The sequence below is a fragment of the Streptomyces sp. NPDC018029 genome (assembly GCF_044327655.1).
Classification (GTDB): Bacteria; Actinomycetota; Actinomycetes; order Streptomycetales; family Streptomycetaceae; genus Streptomyces.
In genome coordinates this window covers 221,354-236,428 of record NZ_JBIRFV010000009.1, presented here as the reverse complement: position 1 = coordinate 236,428, position 15,075 = coordinate 221,354, and the positions used below count along the sequence as shown (strand labels likewise).

The window sequence follows — 15,075 nt, the reverse complement described above, 5'->3', positions numbered from 1 at the left end:
GCTACTGATCAGCGTCGTCGCTGCCGGAGGTCTCTTCCACCCGAGGCGGTCACCGCCATGAATCGGGCCGACGCCCCGGGACCGATGGCGGTCCGTATTGACGGGTACGTCGCAGCCGGGAGTACTCCCCTCCGCTGATAGAAGAGTACGCGAAACACCAAGCATTGGTAAAGGAGATGGCAAACAGAAACCAAAATGCCTGGTCAGCGCGGTACAAAAGTCGCTTTGCCGTCAACGCCCGCCGTTGCGCCGGGCCGTGGCGACCTGCTCGAGGAGCCGCCGCAGGATCTGGCTGCCGTGCGGGACGACCGGTGGTTCGTACGTCCACGCGTGACCGACCCACGGGTCGGCGAGGTGGTCGTCGGGCACCGGCGTCAGGCGCAGGAGCGCGCGCCACAGGGGGTCGAGCAGCGGGCCGTACTCCGCGGCGTCCTCGCGGTCGGCGACCATCATGAGGTGCACGCCGACGGCCGGGCCCTCGTCCGCGAGGTAGCGCAGCTGAGTCACGGCACGGTCGTCGAAGCTGTGCGGGAAGTCGTTGACGATCAGGAGCTGCTCGGCGGTGTCCAGGTCCGGGGGCAGCGCGTCGGCGGCACCGCCGCGGACCGCCATCTGCACCAGGTCGACGCGCTGGGTGAGCTTGGCGAGCACCTCGGAGACGCCGGCCGCGCCGGAGGCCGGGGGCGCGGCGAGCACCCCGGCCGTCACGAGCGGCGCGAGAGCGGGCGCGGCGGCTCCGGCGGCGTCGATGACGTGCACCTGGAACTCATTCGCCGGATAGGCCGCGAGCAGCCGGGCCGCGTGCGCGACCGCGGTGTCGACGGCCAGCCGCCGCAGCTCGGTCGAGTCGGTGGCGTGGTTGGTCAGGGCCTTGCCGCTGTCGATCCACAGGCCCCGCTCCAGCGGCAGCCGGACGAGGAGCGGGATGCGCAGGCTGACGCGCTCGGGGAGGTGCAGATCGCCGAGGCGCAGCGCCATCGGGATCTCCATGGGCGCGCGGTAGGCCTGCCAGACGGGGCTGTGCCACGCCGCGTACGCCGGGGGGAGGGCGGGCTCGACGACCTCGGCCTCGGCGGCGAGCTGGGCGAGGTCGCGGTCGAGGGCGGCCCTGGCCCGGTCGACGAGGTCGGCGTGCTTGGCGCGGGCGGCCTCCCGGGCGGGGTCGGCCGCGCCGCCGATGCGGCTGCGCGGGTCGGAGAGGACCTTGTCGAGCTCCTGCTCCATGCGGGAGTCGGCGAAGTCGACGGCACTGCGGTACGCCGCCGTGGTGCGGGCCAGGTCTTCGAACATGCCCCACACCTGGTTGTAGAGCCGCTCCTCCGGGGACCAGCCGGTGGCGTCACCGGCGACGGGCCGGGCGGCCTGCCCGGGCTGGGCCTGCGGCGCGCTGGGCGGTGGCGGCGGGGGCGCGGTGGTCGGCCGTCGTCCCGGGTGGGTGTAGTCGACGGGGCCGCTGGCGCTCGGCGGGTCGGCCGGTGTGGCGGCAGGGGCCGCAGGAGCTTGCGGCGCGGCAGCGCGGTCAGTGGTGGCCTGGCCCTGCGGCGCCGAGGTCGGGTCGGTGGCGGTCCGGCCCTGGAGCCCGGTGCGCACCCGGGTGTCGTCGGTGGGGCGGGGCGGCGGCACCGCCACGGAACGGGCCGAACCCTGTGCCACGGCGTCGTTGATCGCGCCCGCCAGCTCATGGGCCTGGGGCAGGCCCTGGTCGGTGAGCATCTCCGCGAGGCCCGCCGCGTATCCCTGGCCGACGGCGCGGACCTTCCAGGCGGCCTGGCGGCGGTAGAGCTCCAGGGCGACGACGGCGGACTCGGCGTCCAGGTCGGTGATGGTGTAGCTGGCGATCTCGGTACCGTCGAGCCCGGTGACCGCCACGAAGGGAGCGGCGAGGGCGCGGAAGCTGCTCGGGGCGCCGGTGCCGACGGGCAGCGCCAGCAGGACGCTGACCCGGTGGACGGTGTCCGGCAGGGCGTCGAGGTCCACGGCGAGGCGGTGGTCGGCCGCCGCCTGCTTCGACACCTCGAGGCCCGGCAGGGTGGGCGAGCCCGGGTGGGCCACCCACTCCACGCCGCGGACCCTGCCCCGGTCGTCGCCGAGCGTGGCGCCCGCCACGATCGGCCGGCCGGCCGATACGCGGATCTCCAGGCGGGTCGCGGGAAGCGGGTGGTTCTGCCCCCGCACCAGCTCGGCCGTCATCGCGTTCGTTCCCCCTTGTACGTACGGATGGTGCTCACATGCGGATGGTGCTCACATGCGGTCGTGCCTACATGCGGATGGTGCCTACAGGTGCGGCAGGATTGACGGCATCAGGTCCTGGAAGGTGCGGCCGTTGGCCGGGTTGCCGATGGCCGTCATCTGCCAGCCCGCGCCCGCGCGGTGCACCTTCGCCATGATCTGCGCGGTGTACTGACCGCCGCCGTCGAGGGTGTAGCGGGCGAGCTCCTGGCCGTTGGTCTCGTCGACGAGGCGGCAGAAAGCGTTCTGCACCTCTTGGAAGGTCTGGCCGGTGAAGGAGTTCACCGTGAAGACGATCTGGTCGATGTGGACGGGGACCCGCTGGAGGTCGACGAGGATCGCCTCGTCGTCCCCGCCCTGGCCGACGCCGCCCACGAGGTTGTCCCCGGTGTGCCGCACGGAGCCGTCGTCGCTGACCAGATGGCGGAAGAACACGACGTCCACCGGCTGCTTGTCCGCGAACAGCACCGCCGAGGCGTCCAGGTCGACCTCGCGGGTGCGCGAGCCGAACAGGCCGCGGCGCGGGGCCGCCTGCCACCCGAGTCCCATACGCACCGCGGACAGGGCGCCCCCGTCGTCCTTCTGCAGGCTGATGGCCTGACCCTTGGTCATGTTGACCGTCACGCGCTGTCCCCTCTCGAACTGCCTGGGCAACCGCCTCTTGCGGTTGCCCAGCACCTTATGCAGTGCGACCTGCGGAGCAGCACCGCGGGACGCACTTTGTGGCGGTCTTGCAACAGACCGGGCAGTACGCCGAATCCCCTCCCCCGGGCGGCTCTCTAGGCCTGTCCCGCCTCCCTCATCTGGCGCAGTTCCTTCTTCATCTCGGACACCTCGTCGCGCAGCCGGGCGGCGATCTCGAACTGGAGGTCGGCGGCGGCCGCGCGCATGCGCTCGGTCATCTCCTCGATCTGCTGGGCCAGCTCGGCCGCGGGGCGGTCGGTCGGGACGGTGTCCGCGCCCTTCTTACCCTTGGCCTTCGCCTTTGCGGCCGTGGCCGCCTCGCCGCCGAGCGAGGGCACCGGGGCCTTGGCGCCCTTGCCCGCCTTCGGCTTGCGGTAGTCGGAGCCGAGGAGCTGCTCGGTGTCGACCTCTTCGCGCGCGATCGCCGACACGATGTCGTTGATCTTCTTGCGGAGCGGCTGCGGGTCGATGCCCCTCTCGGTGTTGTACGCGATCTGCTTCTCCCGGCGACGGTTGGTCTCGTCGATGGCCTTCTCCATGGCCGGGGTGATCTTGTCGGCGTACATGTGGACCTGGCCCGAGACGTTGCGCGCGGCGCGGCCGATGGTCTGGATCAGGGAGGTCCCGGAGCGCAGGAAGCCCTCCTTGTCGGCGTCGAGGATCGCCACCAAGGAGACCTCGGGCAGGTCGAGGCCCTCGCGCAGGAGGTTGATGCCGACCAGGACGTCGTACTCACCGGCGCGGAGCTCGCGCAGGAGCTCGACGCGGCGCAGCGTGTCGACGTCGCTGTGGAGATAGCGGACCTGGATGCCGAGCTCGAGGAAGTAGTCGGTGAGGTCCTCGGCCATCTTCTTGGTGAGCGTGGTGACGAGGACGCGCTCGTCCTTCTCGGTGCGCAGGCGGATCTCGTGCACCAAGTCGTCGATCTGGCCCTCGGTGGGCTTGACGACGACCTCGGGGTCGACGAGGCCGGTGGGGCGGATGATCTGCTCGACGAAGCCGTCGCCGCGCGAGAGCTCGTACTTCCCCGGGGTGGCGGAGAGGTAGACCGTCTGGCCGATGCGGCCGAGGAACTCCTCCCACTTCAGCGGGCGGTTGTCCAGCGCGGAGGGCAGCCGGAAGCCGTGGTCGACGAGGGTGCGCTTGCGGGAGGCGTCGCCCTCGTACATCGCGCCGATCTGCGGGACCGTGACGTGCGACTCGTCCAGGACGAGGAGGAAGTCCTCGGGGAAGTAGTCCAGGAGGGTGTTGGGGGCGGTGCCGGGGGCGCGGTCGTCGAAGTGCATCGAGTAGTTCTCGACGCCGGAGCAGGAGCCGATCTGGCGGAGCATCTCCAGGTCGTACGTCGTGCGCATGCGCAGGCGCTGGGCCTCCAGCATCTTGCCCTGCTTCTCCAGCTCGGCGAGGCGCTCGGTGAGCTCCTTCTCGATGCCGTTGACCGCCTTCTCCAGGCGCTCGGGCCCCGCTACATAGTGCGAGGCCGGGAAGACGTACAGGTGGTCGTCGTCGCTGATGACCTCGCCGGTGAGCGGGTGGAGGGTGGAGAGCGCCTCGATCTCGTCGCCGAACATCTCGATGCGGACGGCGAGCTCCTCGTAGACCGGGAAGATCTCGATGGTGTCGCCGCGGACGCGGAAGGTGCCGCGGGTGAACGCCAGGTCGTTGCGCGTGTACTGGATGTCGACGAAGCGGCGCAGGAGCTGGTCGCGGTCGATCTCGTCGCCGACCTTGAGGGGGACCATCCGGTCCACGTACTCCTGCGGGGTGCCGAGGCCGTAGATGCAGGAGACCGAGGCGACCACGACCACGTCGCGGCGGGTCAGCAGCGAGTTCGTCGCGGAGTGGCGCAGGCGCTCGACCTCCTCGTTGATCGAGGAGTCCTTTTCGATGTAGGTGTCGGACTGCGGGACGTACGCCTCGGGCTGGTAGTAGTCGTAGTACGAGACGAAGTACTCCACCGCGTTGTTCGGGAGGAGCTCGCGGAATTCGTTCGCCAGCTGGGCGGCCAGTGTTTTGTTCGGCGCCATGACGAGGGTGGGGCGCTGGAGCTTCTCGATCATCCACGCGGTGGTGGCCGACTTGCCGGTGCCGGTCGCGCCGAGGAGGACGACATCCTTCTCACCTGCGCGGATGCGTCGCTCCAGCTCGGCGATGGCCGCCGGCTGGTCACCGCTGGGCTGGTACGGACTGACGACCTCGAAAGGTGCCACCGTGCGTTCGATCTTGGATACGGGCCGCATGGAATCAACCGTACGACCCCGCACTGACAACCGGGCCGGATCGGCCGCCCGGCGCCGGCCGGGTCACCGGTGGCGCGGCCTGCTCACCAGTTCTGCGGGGAGCGGGAACCGGGGCGGGTGCGGGGCCTCGGCCGGGTCCGGCGGCGGGCGGGCACGTGCCGGTCGCCGGAGCGCGGGACGGGGTAGGACTGCCGGGCGCGGCCGCCGTTCGCGGGTTTCCTGACGTCCGCCTGGCCGCCCATCACCATGAGCGGGTCGAACATCACGATCACGCCCGCGAGGAGCAGGAAGGCGAGCGGCCCGATCATCATGGGCGCGAGGATCTCGGCGGGCGAGTCGCCCGGCGGCGTGGCGCCCGATTCGTGCAGGTGGACGCTGAGCCCCGCCATTCCCATGTAGTGCATGCCGCTCACGGCCAGGCCCATGACGAGGCTGGCGCCGAGGCTCCACAGGATTCCCCTGACCTGTCCCGCCGCCCAGAGCGCGGCGGTCGCGGCGGCCATGGCGATCACCACGGAGGCGGCGACGGTCAGGGTGTCGTACTCCAGCGTCCCGCGAAGACGCATACCGGCCATTCCCAGGTAGTGCATCGAGGCGATGCCGAGGCCCGTGATCGTTCCGCCGGTGAAGAGGGCGGTGCCCGTGGCGCCGCGGTAGCCGACGATGAAGATGCCGATGCCGACCATGACGATGGCGACGGCGAGACTCGCGAAGGTCAGCGCCTTGTCGTAGTGGATCGGGGCCTCCTCCACGGTGAAGCCCATCATCGCCACGAAGTGCATGGTCCAGATGCCGGACCCGATCGCGGCCGAGCCGAGCGCGAGCCAGCCGGGCCGCCAGGAGTGCGCGACGAGCAGCGATCTGGTCGTGCAGCGCAGGCCGAGCGCGCCCCCGAGGCAGGCCATGAGATAGGCCACCACCGGTGTGACGACTCCGTAGCTGAACCCGTCGACCGTGCCCTGCATGCGCGGTAGCCCTTCCGCTTTTCGTGCCCAAATGCCATGAAACGTGCCATATACCCCCTACCGTCGGTCATATGAAAGACCGTCGGCTGACGCAGAGAGTAAAGCTCACGCCGGGACGTTCGAACGATTTTCCGGCAAAGAATCGCTTTCCCCACGCGCGGGGTCCTCGTCTTTGATGACTCCGTTCAACCTGTGGCCATCCTGCACCTGTTTCCCGTTGGCAGAGGACTGTCACTCTCGACCGGTCCGCGATCACACGACGCGAGGAGTACCCGTGTACGCACGTGCTGCCGCCACCACCGTCGCCCTCCTTGGAGCCGGTGCACTCGTCCTCCCCACCGCCACCGCCACCGCGCAGCCCCACACGGCCCCCACGGCATCGAGCTCCGCCCGGCACGACAGGCCGCTGATCGTCGCCCACCGGGGTGCCTCCGCGTACGCTCCGGAGAACACCCTCGCGGCCATCGACAAGGCCCGCGCCATGGGGTTCCGCTGGGTCGAGAACGACGTCCAGCGGACCAAGGACGGCGAGCTGGTGATCATGCACGACGACACCCTGAAGCGGACGACGAACGTCGAGGAGCTCTTCCCCGACCGCGCTCCGTGGAAGGTCGCGGACTTCACGGCGGCGGAGATAGCGACACTCGACGCGGGCAGCTGGTTCGGCCCGGAGTTCGCCGGTGAGCGCGTGCCGACCCTGAAGCAGTACATGCGGCGGGTGTCGCACAACCACCAGAAGCTGGTCTTCGAGTTCAAGAAGCCCGAGCTGTACCCGGGGATCGAGAAGCAGGGCCTTCAGGTGCTGCGCAACGAGGGCTGGCTCGACCGGCGCCACGTCAAGAGCAGGCTGGTCATCCAGAGCTTCAGCGCGGACAGCGTGAAGACGGTGCACAAGCTGCGGCCCGATGTGAAGACCGGCTTCCTCGGCACCCCAGCGGTCGCCGACCTGCCCGCCTACGCGCGGTTCGCCGACCAGATCAACTCGACGCACACGTCCATCTCGGCCGACTACGTCTCCGCGATCCACGATCTCAAGGGCCCGCACGGCAAGCCGCTGGAGATCTTCACGTGGACCGTCAACGACGCCCCGAGCGCGGTGCGCGTGGCGGGCTTCGGTGTGGACGGCATCATCACCAACAAGCCCGACGTCGTGCGCAAGGCACTGCGCGACGACTGACGGGCGCCCCTGCCGCCGACAGGCGCCCAATCGCCGTCGTCCGGCCGCGTTGTCAGTGGCCGGCCGTACGGTGGTGGGCATGAACGCCACTGCGCAGGACCGGCGTGCGGCCGTGTGGGCCGTCGTCGACAGCGACATCGGTCCGCTGCTGCTCGCCGCGACCGGCGAAGGGCTCGTCACCGTGGCCTTCCACGCCACTGAGGCGGTGTGCGACACGACCCTGGACCGGCTCGGCTCCCGCCTCGGCGCCGAGCCGGTCCACGCGCCGGACTCCCCCCTGCTCGCCGAGCCGATACGCCGGCTCGCGGCCTACTTCGCCGGCGAGCGGCGCGACTTCGAGCTGCCGCTCGACTGGTCGCTGATATCCGGCTTCAACCGCCAGGTGCTGCGCGAGCTCGCCACCGGCGTGCCGTACGGCACGGTGGTGGGGTACGGCGACCTCGCCCGCCGGGTCGGCAGCCCCGGTGCGGCCCAGGCCGTGGGCCTCGCGATGGGCGCCAACCCGCTGCCGGTCGTGGTGCCGTGCCACCGCGTGGTGGAGAGCGACGGCGGCATCGGCGGTTTCGGCGGCGGTCTGGAGACCAAGCGGCAGCTGCTGGCCCTGGAGGGCGTGCTGCCGCAGCCGCTGTTCTGACAACTCCCCGTTTCCTGTAAGGGAACGTCCTGGCACACTGCGTCAGTGACCTCGACCCTCGACGCCCCTGACATACCCGGGCCGGAGGCGCTGCCCGCCCTCCGCCGCCGTACGAACGCGGTACTGATCGCCAGTCAGATACTGGGCGGGCTCGGGGTGCCGATCGGCATCGCCCTGGCTCCGATGCTGGCCACCGACGTGAGCGGCACGGAGGCGCTGTCCGGTCTCGCGTCGACCGCTTCCGTGGCGGGCTCGGCCCTGCTCTCGCTGCCGCTCGCCGCGGTGATGAACGCGCGCGGGCGGCGGGCCGGACTCGTCCTCGCGTATGTGATCGGCGCGCTGGGCGCCGGGATCGTCGTGCTCGCCTCGGTCGTCGAGAACTTCACCCTGCTGCTGCTGGGCATGGCGGCCTTCGGGTCGGGTTCGCTGGCCACCCTGCAGGCGCGGTTCGCCGCGGCCGACCTCGCCGAGCCCGACCGGCGCGGCCGGGCGATCTCCCACGTCATCTGGGCCACCACCGTCGGCTCCGTGCTCGGCCCGAACATCTCCGCGCCCGCGAGCCGGTTCTTCACCGGCACCTCCATTCCCGAGGCGGCGGGACCCTTCCTCGTCGCCGCCGGGATCTTCGCGGCCGCCGCGCTGGTGGTGGCGGTGCTGCTGCGTCCCGACCCGCTGCTCACCGCCCGCGCGCTGGCCCCGCAGGACAGCGGGACCGCGCAGAGCCGCTCGCTGAAGGCAGGCCTCGCCGCGGTGGCCGCGTCGCCGATGGCCCGGCTCGCCCTGGTGACGGTGGCCGTGTCGCACACGGTGATGGTCTCGATCATGGTGATGACCCCGGTCGACCTGGGGCACCACGGCGCGAGCCTGCAGCTGGTCGGCCTGGTCATCAGCGGCCACATCGCGGGCATGTACGCGTTCTCGCCGGTGATGGGCTGGCTCGCGGACCGGTTCGGCAGGCTCTCCGTGATCGGGCTCGCGGTGGGGCTGCTGTGCTGTGCCGCGCTGCTCGCCGGCACGGCGGGGCCGAGCCACGGCCAGACCGCCGCCGGCCTCTTCCTGCTGGGCCTCGGCTGGTCCGCGGGGCTGGTCTCCGGCTCCGCGCTGCTCACCGACTCGGTGCCGCAGCCCGCCCGGGCCGCGGTGCAGGGCCTGTCGGACCTGACGATGAACGCGGCGGCGGGCATCGGTGGCGCCGCCGCCGGTCTCGTCGTGGCACGGGCGAGCTACGGCTGGCTCAACCTCCTCGGCGTCTGCGTACTGCTGCCGATGGCCGCGCTCGCCGTCCGCAGGGCGGTCAAGAAGGCCTGACCGCGCACCGCGGTGCCGGTGGTCACGGGAGCGTGATGTGGTACGCCTTCCGCAGCGTCTCGTGCACGGTCCAGGTGGTGCGGTCGCCCTCGCGCAGCACGGCGGCGTCGCCCGGGCCGACCTCCAGGGTGTCGCCGCCCTCCACCTCGACGGTGGCGCGGCCGCTGACGACCACGAACAGCTCGTTGGCCTCGGTGTCGGTGACCACGCCCGGCGTGATCTGCCAGATGCCGCGCAGCTGCTTGCCGTCGGCGGACTCCCACAGCACCTTGCCGGTCACCACCGGGTCTCCGGAGACGATCTGCGCCGGGTCGAGCGGTTCGGCCTCCAGCTCGACATCCGGAATGTGCACGGCAAAAGACGCAACAGTCTGATCATTCGTGGTCATGGCCGGTCACCCTAGCCGGGGGCCGGGGGGCCGCTCGCGGCCGGGGGTTTGAGGGCAGGCGCCGCCCGCCAGGGATGAGGGGAGACCCGACAGGCAGGAGGCTGGCCCGTGCTGGTGGTGTCCGACGAGGTGCAGACGGCTGTCGCGGAGCGACGCCCCGTGGTGGCCCTGGAGTCCACGATCATCGCGCACGGCCTGCCACGCCCGCGCAATCTCCAGGTGGCAGGGGAACTCGAAGCGGTCGTACGGGAGGAGGGCGCCGTCCCCGCGACGATCGCCGTGCTGGACGGGAAGCCCCGGGTCGGCCTGGACAAGGGGCAGTTGGACCGGGTCGCGAACGAGGACGGCATCCGCAAGCTGGGCCACCGCGATCTGCCGCTCGCCGTCGCGACGGGTGCGAGCGGGGCGACGACGGTGTCGGCGACGGCGCTGCTCGCCGCGCGCGCGGGCGTGCGGGTCTTCGCCACGGGCGGGCTCGGCGGCGTGCACCGGCAGTGGACGCAGTCGCAGGACGAGTCGGCCGATCTGGGCCTGCTCGCCCGCACGCGGCTCACGGTGGTGTGCGCGGGCGTGAAGTCGATATTGGACGTGGCCGCGACGCTGGAGCGCCTGGAGACGCTGGGCGTCGCGGTGGCGGGGTTCGGGACCGACCGCTTTCCGGGCTTCTATCTCGCCGACTCCGGGCACCCGGTGGACTGGACGCTGCACACACCCGGGGAGGTCGCCGAGGTGATGCGGGCTCAGGACGCGCTGGGCGGGCCGGAGTCGGCCCTGATCGTCGCCAACCCGGTGCCTCACGACGAGCAGCTCGATCCGTCGCTCCACGCGCGCGTGCTCACCGAGGCACTGGAGGCGTGCGAGGAGCGGGGCATCACGGGGCAGGCGGTCACGCCGTTCCTGCTGGGCGAGTTGGTGCGGCGCACCGGGGGCGCGTCCCTGGAGGCCAACCTCGCGGCCGTCCGCGGCAACGTCCGGCTCGCGGGGCGGATCGCGACGGCGTGGGCCGGGCGGGCCCGGTGAGGAAGCGGGCGGAGCCGGTGAGGGAGCGGGCGGAGCCGGTGAGAGAGCGGGCGCCCGTGCCCTCGGGCTCCGGAGGCCTGCTGGTCGTCGGGGACGTCGTCACGGACATCGTGGCCCGGCACCGTACGGCGTTGGCGCCCGGCACCGACACGGCCGCGGACATCCGCACCGTGCCCGGCGGCGCGGGCGCCAACGTCGCCTGCTGGGCGGCGTATCGGGGCTGCCCCGACGTACGGCTCCTCGGGCGGGTCGGCACCGACGCGGCGGCATGGCACGAGGCCGCGCTCACGCGCGCGGGGGTGCGGCCTCGGCTCGTCGTCGATCCGGGGGCGCCCACGGGGACGGTGATCTGCCTGGTGGACGGCGGCGCCGCGGGCGAGCGGACGTTCCTCACGGACAGCGGCGCCGCGCTGCGGCTCTCCCCCTCCGACTGGTCCCCCGGCCTCCTCGACGGTGTGGCCCTGCTGCACCTGTCCGGCTACCTGTTCTTCGCCGAACCCGGCCGGGCGGCCGCCCGCGCGGCCCTCGCCGCCGCCCACGCGCGCGGGGTGCCGGTGACCGTGGACCCCGCGTCGGCGGGGTTCCTCGCGGAGTCGGGCGTGGAGCGGTTCCTCTCGGCGGTGGACGGGGTGGCCGTGCTGCTGCCGAGCCGGGACGAGGCCGAGCTGCTCACCGGGCTCCCCGACCCGGCGGACGCGGCGTCGAAGCTGAGCCACCGGTTTCCGGCCGTGGTGGTCAAGCTGGGTGCCGACGGGGCGCTGGTGGCGCGGGACGGACGGGTGCTGGTCCGCGTTCCCGCGGTGCCCGCGCGTGTGTGCGACTCGACGGGGGCCGGCGACGCGTTCACCGGCGCGTTCCTCGCCGCGCGGCTCGCCGGGGCGGAGCTGGGCGAGGCGGCCGAGGAGGGGTGCGGGGCCGGGGCGCGGGCGGTGGCACTGGTCGGCGGCAGGCCTCCGGACCCGACGTCGACAACCTGAGAGCCTGCGCCGTGCCTCGGGCCGAGTGGCCGCCGCCTGACACACCGCCGCCCCGGCCGGGTAGTCGCCGCCTGACACACCGCCGTCCCGGCCGAGTGGCCGCCGCCTGACACACCGCCGGTGGCCGCCGCCTGACACACCGCCGTTCCAGCCGGGTGACCGCCGCCTGACACACCGCCGCCCCGGCCGAGTAACCGCCGCCCGGCACACCGCCATCCCGGCCGGGTTCATGACACAGGCTCGGGCAGCCGCCGCGCCCTCCGCAGGCCTTGTTCCGTCCGTGCGCCGGTTACGCCTTCCTCCCCCACGCCGAGATCAGGGGCGGGGCCGCCAGATCCAGGGCGCCTGTCGCGATGTCGGTGAGGTGCTGGTCGATGTCCTCGGGCGTGGCCAGGCCCGCGGCGGTCAGTTCGGGGCGGAGTTGCTGGAGCGTGGCGGTCTCCAGGGCCGCAGAGGCCGGTGAGGCGAGCGGGAAGTACGCGTCGGCCTCCACCCGGCGCAGGCCCGCCTCGCGCAGCAGCCGGGGCAAACCGCGCCCGTACGCCACGTCGGCGCCGCGCTCCGCGAGCAGTGCGCACACGGCGCGGCGCAGCCGGTTCGCCGATTCCTGGGCGGGGCCGTACTCGTCGGGGCAGGCCAGCGGCTGGAGCGCCGGGTCGGGCTCCTCGATGAGGAGCCTGCCGCCGGGCCGCAGCGCCCTGTGCATCGACGCAAGGGCCCGCTCCCGGTCGGCGACGTCGGCCAGGACGAGCCGGGCGTGCACGAGGTCGAAGCCCCCCGCGGGCGGCGGGTCGGCGGCGACGTCGTGGATCCGCACGTCGAGGGGCGCGCGCGCCGCCCGCGTCTGCCACGACGTGTCGATGTCGGTCGCGAGGACCCGGCCGGTGGGACCGACCCGCCTGGCGAGCCAGGAGATCACGGAGGTGCCGCCCGCCCCGACCTCCCAGCAGCGCCAGCCCGGGCCGATGCCGAGGCGTTCGATGTGCGCGAAGGTCGTGGGGTCGAAGAGGGCGGCGAAGGCGTCGGAGCGCGACCGCGCCTCGGACTGGCGGGAGGCGGAGAGCTGCCGGTGCTCGGTGAGCTGCTGGGGGCCGGGGTACCGCCGGGGGTCGAGAAGATGACCGTCGATGTGCGTCATGCCGCGATCATCCCAGTTGTCCCGCTTGGTCCCGGGAGGCAGAACCGGGCAATCCGGAACGGAGCACTCCGTTCCCACAGGGCTTGGCGGGCGGTCGGACCGTGCTGTCAGACTGGCACGCCAAGTCGTCACTGCGAGGAGCCCCTATGTCGATGGCAGGCAATCTGCGAAAGGTCGGGAACCTGCGCAAGGTCGGTGGCCTGCGCAGAGTCGGCGGCCTGCGGAAGGTCGCGCGCCTGGCCCGCCGCGGGACCCGCGTCGACCTGAGCCACCCGGCCCGCTCCCCGCTGGGTTCCTCGGTGGTGAACTGCGTGACGTACCGGGAAGGGGTGCGGGAGCCGCAGGGCCGTGATCTGGTCGAGTCGGTGGAGCGGATCCGCAAGTCCGGGGACGGCTTCGTCTGGCTGGGGCTGCACGAGCCGACGGAGGACGAGTTCGCCGACATCGCCGACCTCTTCGGGCTGCACCCGCTCGCGGTGGAGGACGCGGTGCACGCGCACCAGCGGCCCAAGGTGGAGCGGTACGACCAGACGCTGTTCGCCGTGTTCAAGACCGTCTGCTACGTGGAACACGGCGAGCTGACCGCGACCAGCGAGGTGGTGGACACCGGCGAGATCATGGTCTTCGTGGGCCGGGACTTCGTCATCACGGTCCGGCACGGCAGGCACGGTTCGCTCGGGCCGCTCCGCGAGGAGCTGGAGGCCTCGCCCGAGCAGCTCGCGCAGGGCCCGGCCGCCGTCCTGCACGCCATCGCCGACCAGGTCGTGGACGACTATCTCGCGTCGACCGACGCGGTGCAGTCGGACATCGACCAGGTCGAGACGGATGTGTTCGCCCCGGACGGCGCGCGGGCCGACCCGGGCCGGATCTACCAGCTCAAGCGCGAACTGCTCGAGCTGAAGCGGGCGGTGGTGCCGCTCGGCCGTCCGCTCCAGGTGCTCGCCACCGAGCCGATGCGGATCATCGCCCCGGAGATACAGGCGTACTTCAGGGATGTCGACGACCACCTGAAGCGGGCCACGGAACAGATCGCCGCGTTCGACGAGTTGCTGAACTCGATTCTTCAGGCCCACCTGGCACAGGTGACGGTCGCGCAGAACGAGGACATGCGGAAGATCACCGCATGGGCGGCGGTCATCGCGGTGCCGACGATGGTCTGCGGCATGTACGGCATGAACTTCGATCACATGCCGGAGCTGCGCTGGCGGTTCGGCTATCCGCTCGTCATGTCCGTGATCGTGACGGCCTGTGTGCTGCTGTACCGGGGGTTCCGGCGGAACGGCTGGCTGTGAACCGGCACGCCGCCTCAGGTCACCCCTTGGCGTACACGCTCTCGACCCAGCCCGCGAGCTGGTCGTCGGTGAGGTGGGTGGCGAGGTCGGCCTCGCTGATCATGCCGACGAGCCGCTTGTTCTCGATCACCGGCAGCCGGCGGATCTGGTGGCCCTGCATCTCCCGCAGGACCTCGTCGACGTCGGCGCCCGCGTCGATCCAGCGCGGCGTGCCCTTGGCCATCTCACCCGCCGTGACCTCGGCGGGGTCGTGCCCCATGGCCACGCAGCCGACGACGATGTCGCGGTCGGTGAGGATGCCGCAGAGCCGTTCGTTCTCGTCGCTGATGGGCAGCGCGCCCACGTCCAGTTGACGCATCAGCTGGGCCGCGCGGTCCAGCGTCTCGTGACTGGGGATCCACTGGGCGCCCCGGTGCATGATGTCTCCGGCGGTGGTCATCACTACCTCCCGTTGCCGGGCAGTGTCCGGAGCGGCGCGGAGGCGCGGCTGGTCCCGGCGCTCCTCATTCTCGCGGCGCCCACGACGGCCCGCATCCGGAGCCCGCCGGGCCGCACCGGTCAGGGCGCGAACGTGACGATCTTGTGCGGGGTCACCCGGACGATCACCCGGACCTCGTCGTCCTTCTCCGCGGGCGGGTCGATGCCGAGGTACTTGCGGGAGAGCTCGTGCGGCAGCCGCTTGCCCTCGTCCCCGAGGATCTCGGCGACACCCCGGATCTCAGCCGAGGAGTACGGGTTCGCGAGGTCGTAGATCGAGAGGCTGATGCGCGGGTCGCGTTCGAGGTTGCGGACCTTCTGCCGGCCCGCGGTGGCGGAGAAGAGCACGGCGTCGCCGTCCCGCTTGACCCACACCACCGAGTTGTGGGGCGCGCCGCCGGGGCCCAGGGTCGCGACGCTGGCGAAGTTCTTTCCGTCGAGGAGGGCGCGGACGGAGTCGCCGATGGAAATCGGTCGGACGTGCGAGTTCGTCGTCATGCCCGCACCCTAGACTATATGCACGTGCATATACAGGGTTCGGGACGA

At 72.0% G+C, this 15,075-nt stretch carries 14 protein-coding genes; 6 read left to right on the top strand and 8 right to left on the bottom strand.

Annotated features, from left to right (window positions below; genetic code table 11):
• Positions 1-231: 231 nt before the first annotated feature.
• The 4 genes from ACH4D5_RS27505 to ACH4D5_RS27490 form a co-directional block, all read right to left on the bottom strand.
• Positions 232-2,190 (bottom strand): TerD family protein, encoded by a 1,959-nt coding sequence (locus tag ACH4D5_RS27505; RefSeq protein ID WP_398307476.1) that lies wholly within the window; start codon positions 2,188-2,190, stop codon positions 232-234.
• 84 nt (positions 2,191-2,274) lie between these two features.
• A complete protein-coding gene (locus tag ACH4D5_RS27500; protein WP_398307474.1) occupies positions 2,275-2,853 on the bottom strand; it encodes a TerD family protein in 579 nt (192 codons plus the stop codon).
• Between the two features lie 155 nt (positions 2,854-3,008).
• Positions 3,009-5,153 carry an excinuclease ABC subunit UvrB gene (uvrB, locus tag ACH4D5_RS27495; protein WP_398307472.1) on the bottom strand — a complete coding sequence of 715 codons (2,145 nt, stop codon included), beginning with the start codon at positions 5,151-5,153 and terminating at the stop codon, positions 3,009-3,011.
• Positions 5,154-5,236: 83 nt separating this feature from the next.
• Positions 5,237-6,118 (bottom strand): MHYT domain-containing protein, encoded by an 882-nt coding sequence (locus ACH4D5_RS27490; protein ID WP_398307471.1) that lies wholly within the window; start codon positions 6,116-6,118, stop codon positions 5,237-5,239.
• Between the two features lie 274 nt (positions 6,119-6,392).
• On the opposite strand from ACH4D5_RS27490, the gene ACH4D5_RS27485 reads away from it, so the two are divergent.
• From ACH4D5_RS27485 to ACH4D5_RS27475, 3 genes are all read left to right on the top strand, one after another.
• Positions 6,393-7,295 carry a glycerophosphodiester phosphodiesterase gene (locus ACH4D5_RS27485; RefSeq protein ID WP_398307469.1) on the top strand — a complete coding sequence of 301 codons (903 nt, stop codon included), beginning with the start codon at positions 6,393-6,395 and terminating at the stop codon, positions 7,293-7,295.
• A gap of 79 nt (positions 7,296-7,374) precedes the next feature.
• Positions 7,375-7,929 carry a methylated-DNA--[protein]-cysteine S-methyltransferase gene (locus ACH4D5_RS27480; RefSeq protein WP_398307467.1) on the top strand — a complete coding sequence of 185 codons (555 nt, stop codon included), beginning with the start codon at positions 7,375-7,377 and terminating at the stop codon, positions 7,927-7,929.
• Positions 7,930-7,974: 45 nt separating this feature from the next.
• Positions 7,975-9,237 (top strand): MFS transporter, encoded by a 1,263-nt coding sequence (locus ACH4D5_RS27475; protein ID WP_398307466.1) that lies wholly within the window; start codon positions 7,975-7,977, stop codon positions 9,235-9,237.
• A 22-nt stretch (positions 9,238-9,259) separates the two neighbouring features.
• On the opposite strand, the gene ACH4D5_RS27470 is transcribed toward ACH4D5_RS27475, so the two are convergent.
• Entirely contained in the window at positions 9,260-9,625 is a 366-nt protein-coding gene (locus tag ACH4D5_RS27470; protein WP_398307464.1) for a cupin domain-containing protein, read from the bottom strand.
• A gap of 108 nt (positions 9,626-9,733) precedes the next feature.
• Between ACH4D5_RS27470 and ACH4D5_RS27465 the strand changes: the two genes are divergently transcribed.
• Together ACH4D5_RS27465 and ACH4D5_RS27460 are read left to right on the top strand one after the other, a co-directional pair.
• Positions 9,734-10,645, top strand: a complete 912-nt coding sequence (locus tag ACH4D5_RS27465; protein WP_398307462.1) for a pseudouridine-5'-phosphate glycosidase — start codon at positions 9,734-9,736, stop codon at positions 10,643-10,645.
• Between the two features lie 38 nt (positions 10,646-10,683).
• Positions 10,684-11,622: a carbohydrate kinase family protein gene (locus ACH4D5_RS27460; protein WP_398307460.1), complete on the top strand. Its 939-nt coding sequence runs from the start codon at positions 10,684-10,686 to the stop codon at positions 11,620-11,622.
• Between the two features lie 289 nt (positions 11,623-11,911).
• On the opposite strand, the gene ACH4D5_RS27455 is transcribed toward ACH4D5_RS27460, so the two are convergent.
• The gene (locus ACH4D5_RS27455; RefSeq protein ID WP_398307458.1) at positions 11,912-12,760 is read right to left on the bottom strand and encodes a class I SAM-dependent methyltransferase; all 849 of its coding nucleotides are present in this window, start codon (positions 12,758-12,760) and stop codon (positions 11,912-11,914) included.
• Positions 12,761-12,924: 164 nt separating this feature from the next.
• Between ACH4D5_RS27455 and ACH4D5_RS27450 the strand changes: the two genes are divergently transcribed.
• On the top strand, positions 12,925-14,052 hold the full coding sequence (locus tag ACH4D5_RS27450; protein ID WP_398307824.1) for a magnesium and cobalt transport protein CorA: 1,128 nt from the start codon (positions 12,925-12,927) through the stop codon (positions 14,050-14,052).
• 19 nt (positions 14,053-14,071) lie between these two features.
• Here ACH4D5_RS27450 and ACH4D5_RS27445 read toward each other — a convergent pair whose 3' ends face one another.
• Positions 14,072-14,491, bottom strand: coding sequence for a CBS domain-containing protein (locus tag ACH4D5_RS27445; RefSeq protein ID WP_398307456.1), 420 nt, complete (start codon positions 14,489-14,491; stop codon positions 14,072-14,074).
• Positions 14,492-14,610: 119 nt separating this feature from the next.
• The gene (locus ACH4D5_RS27440) at positions 14,611-15,027 is read right to left on the bottom strand and encodes a PPOX class F420-dependent oxidoreductase (protein ID WP_398307454.1); all 417 of its coding nucleotides are present in this window, start codon (positions 15,025-15,027) and stop codon (positions 14,611-14,613) included.
• Positions 15,028-15,075 lie beyond the last annotated feature (48 nt).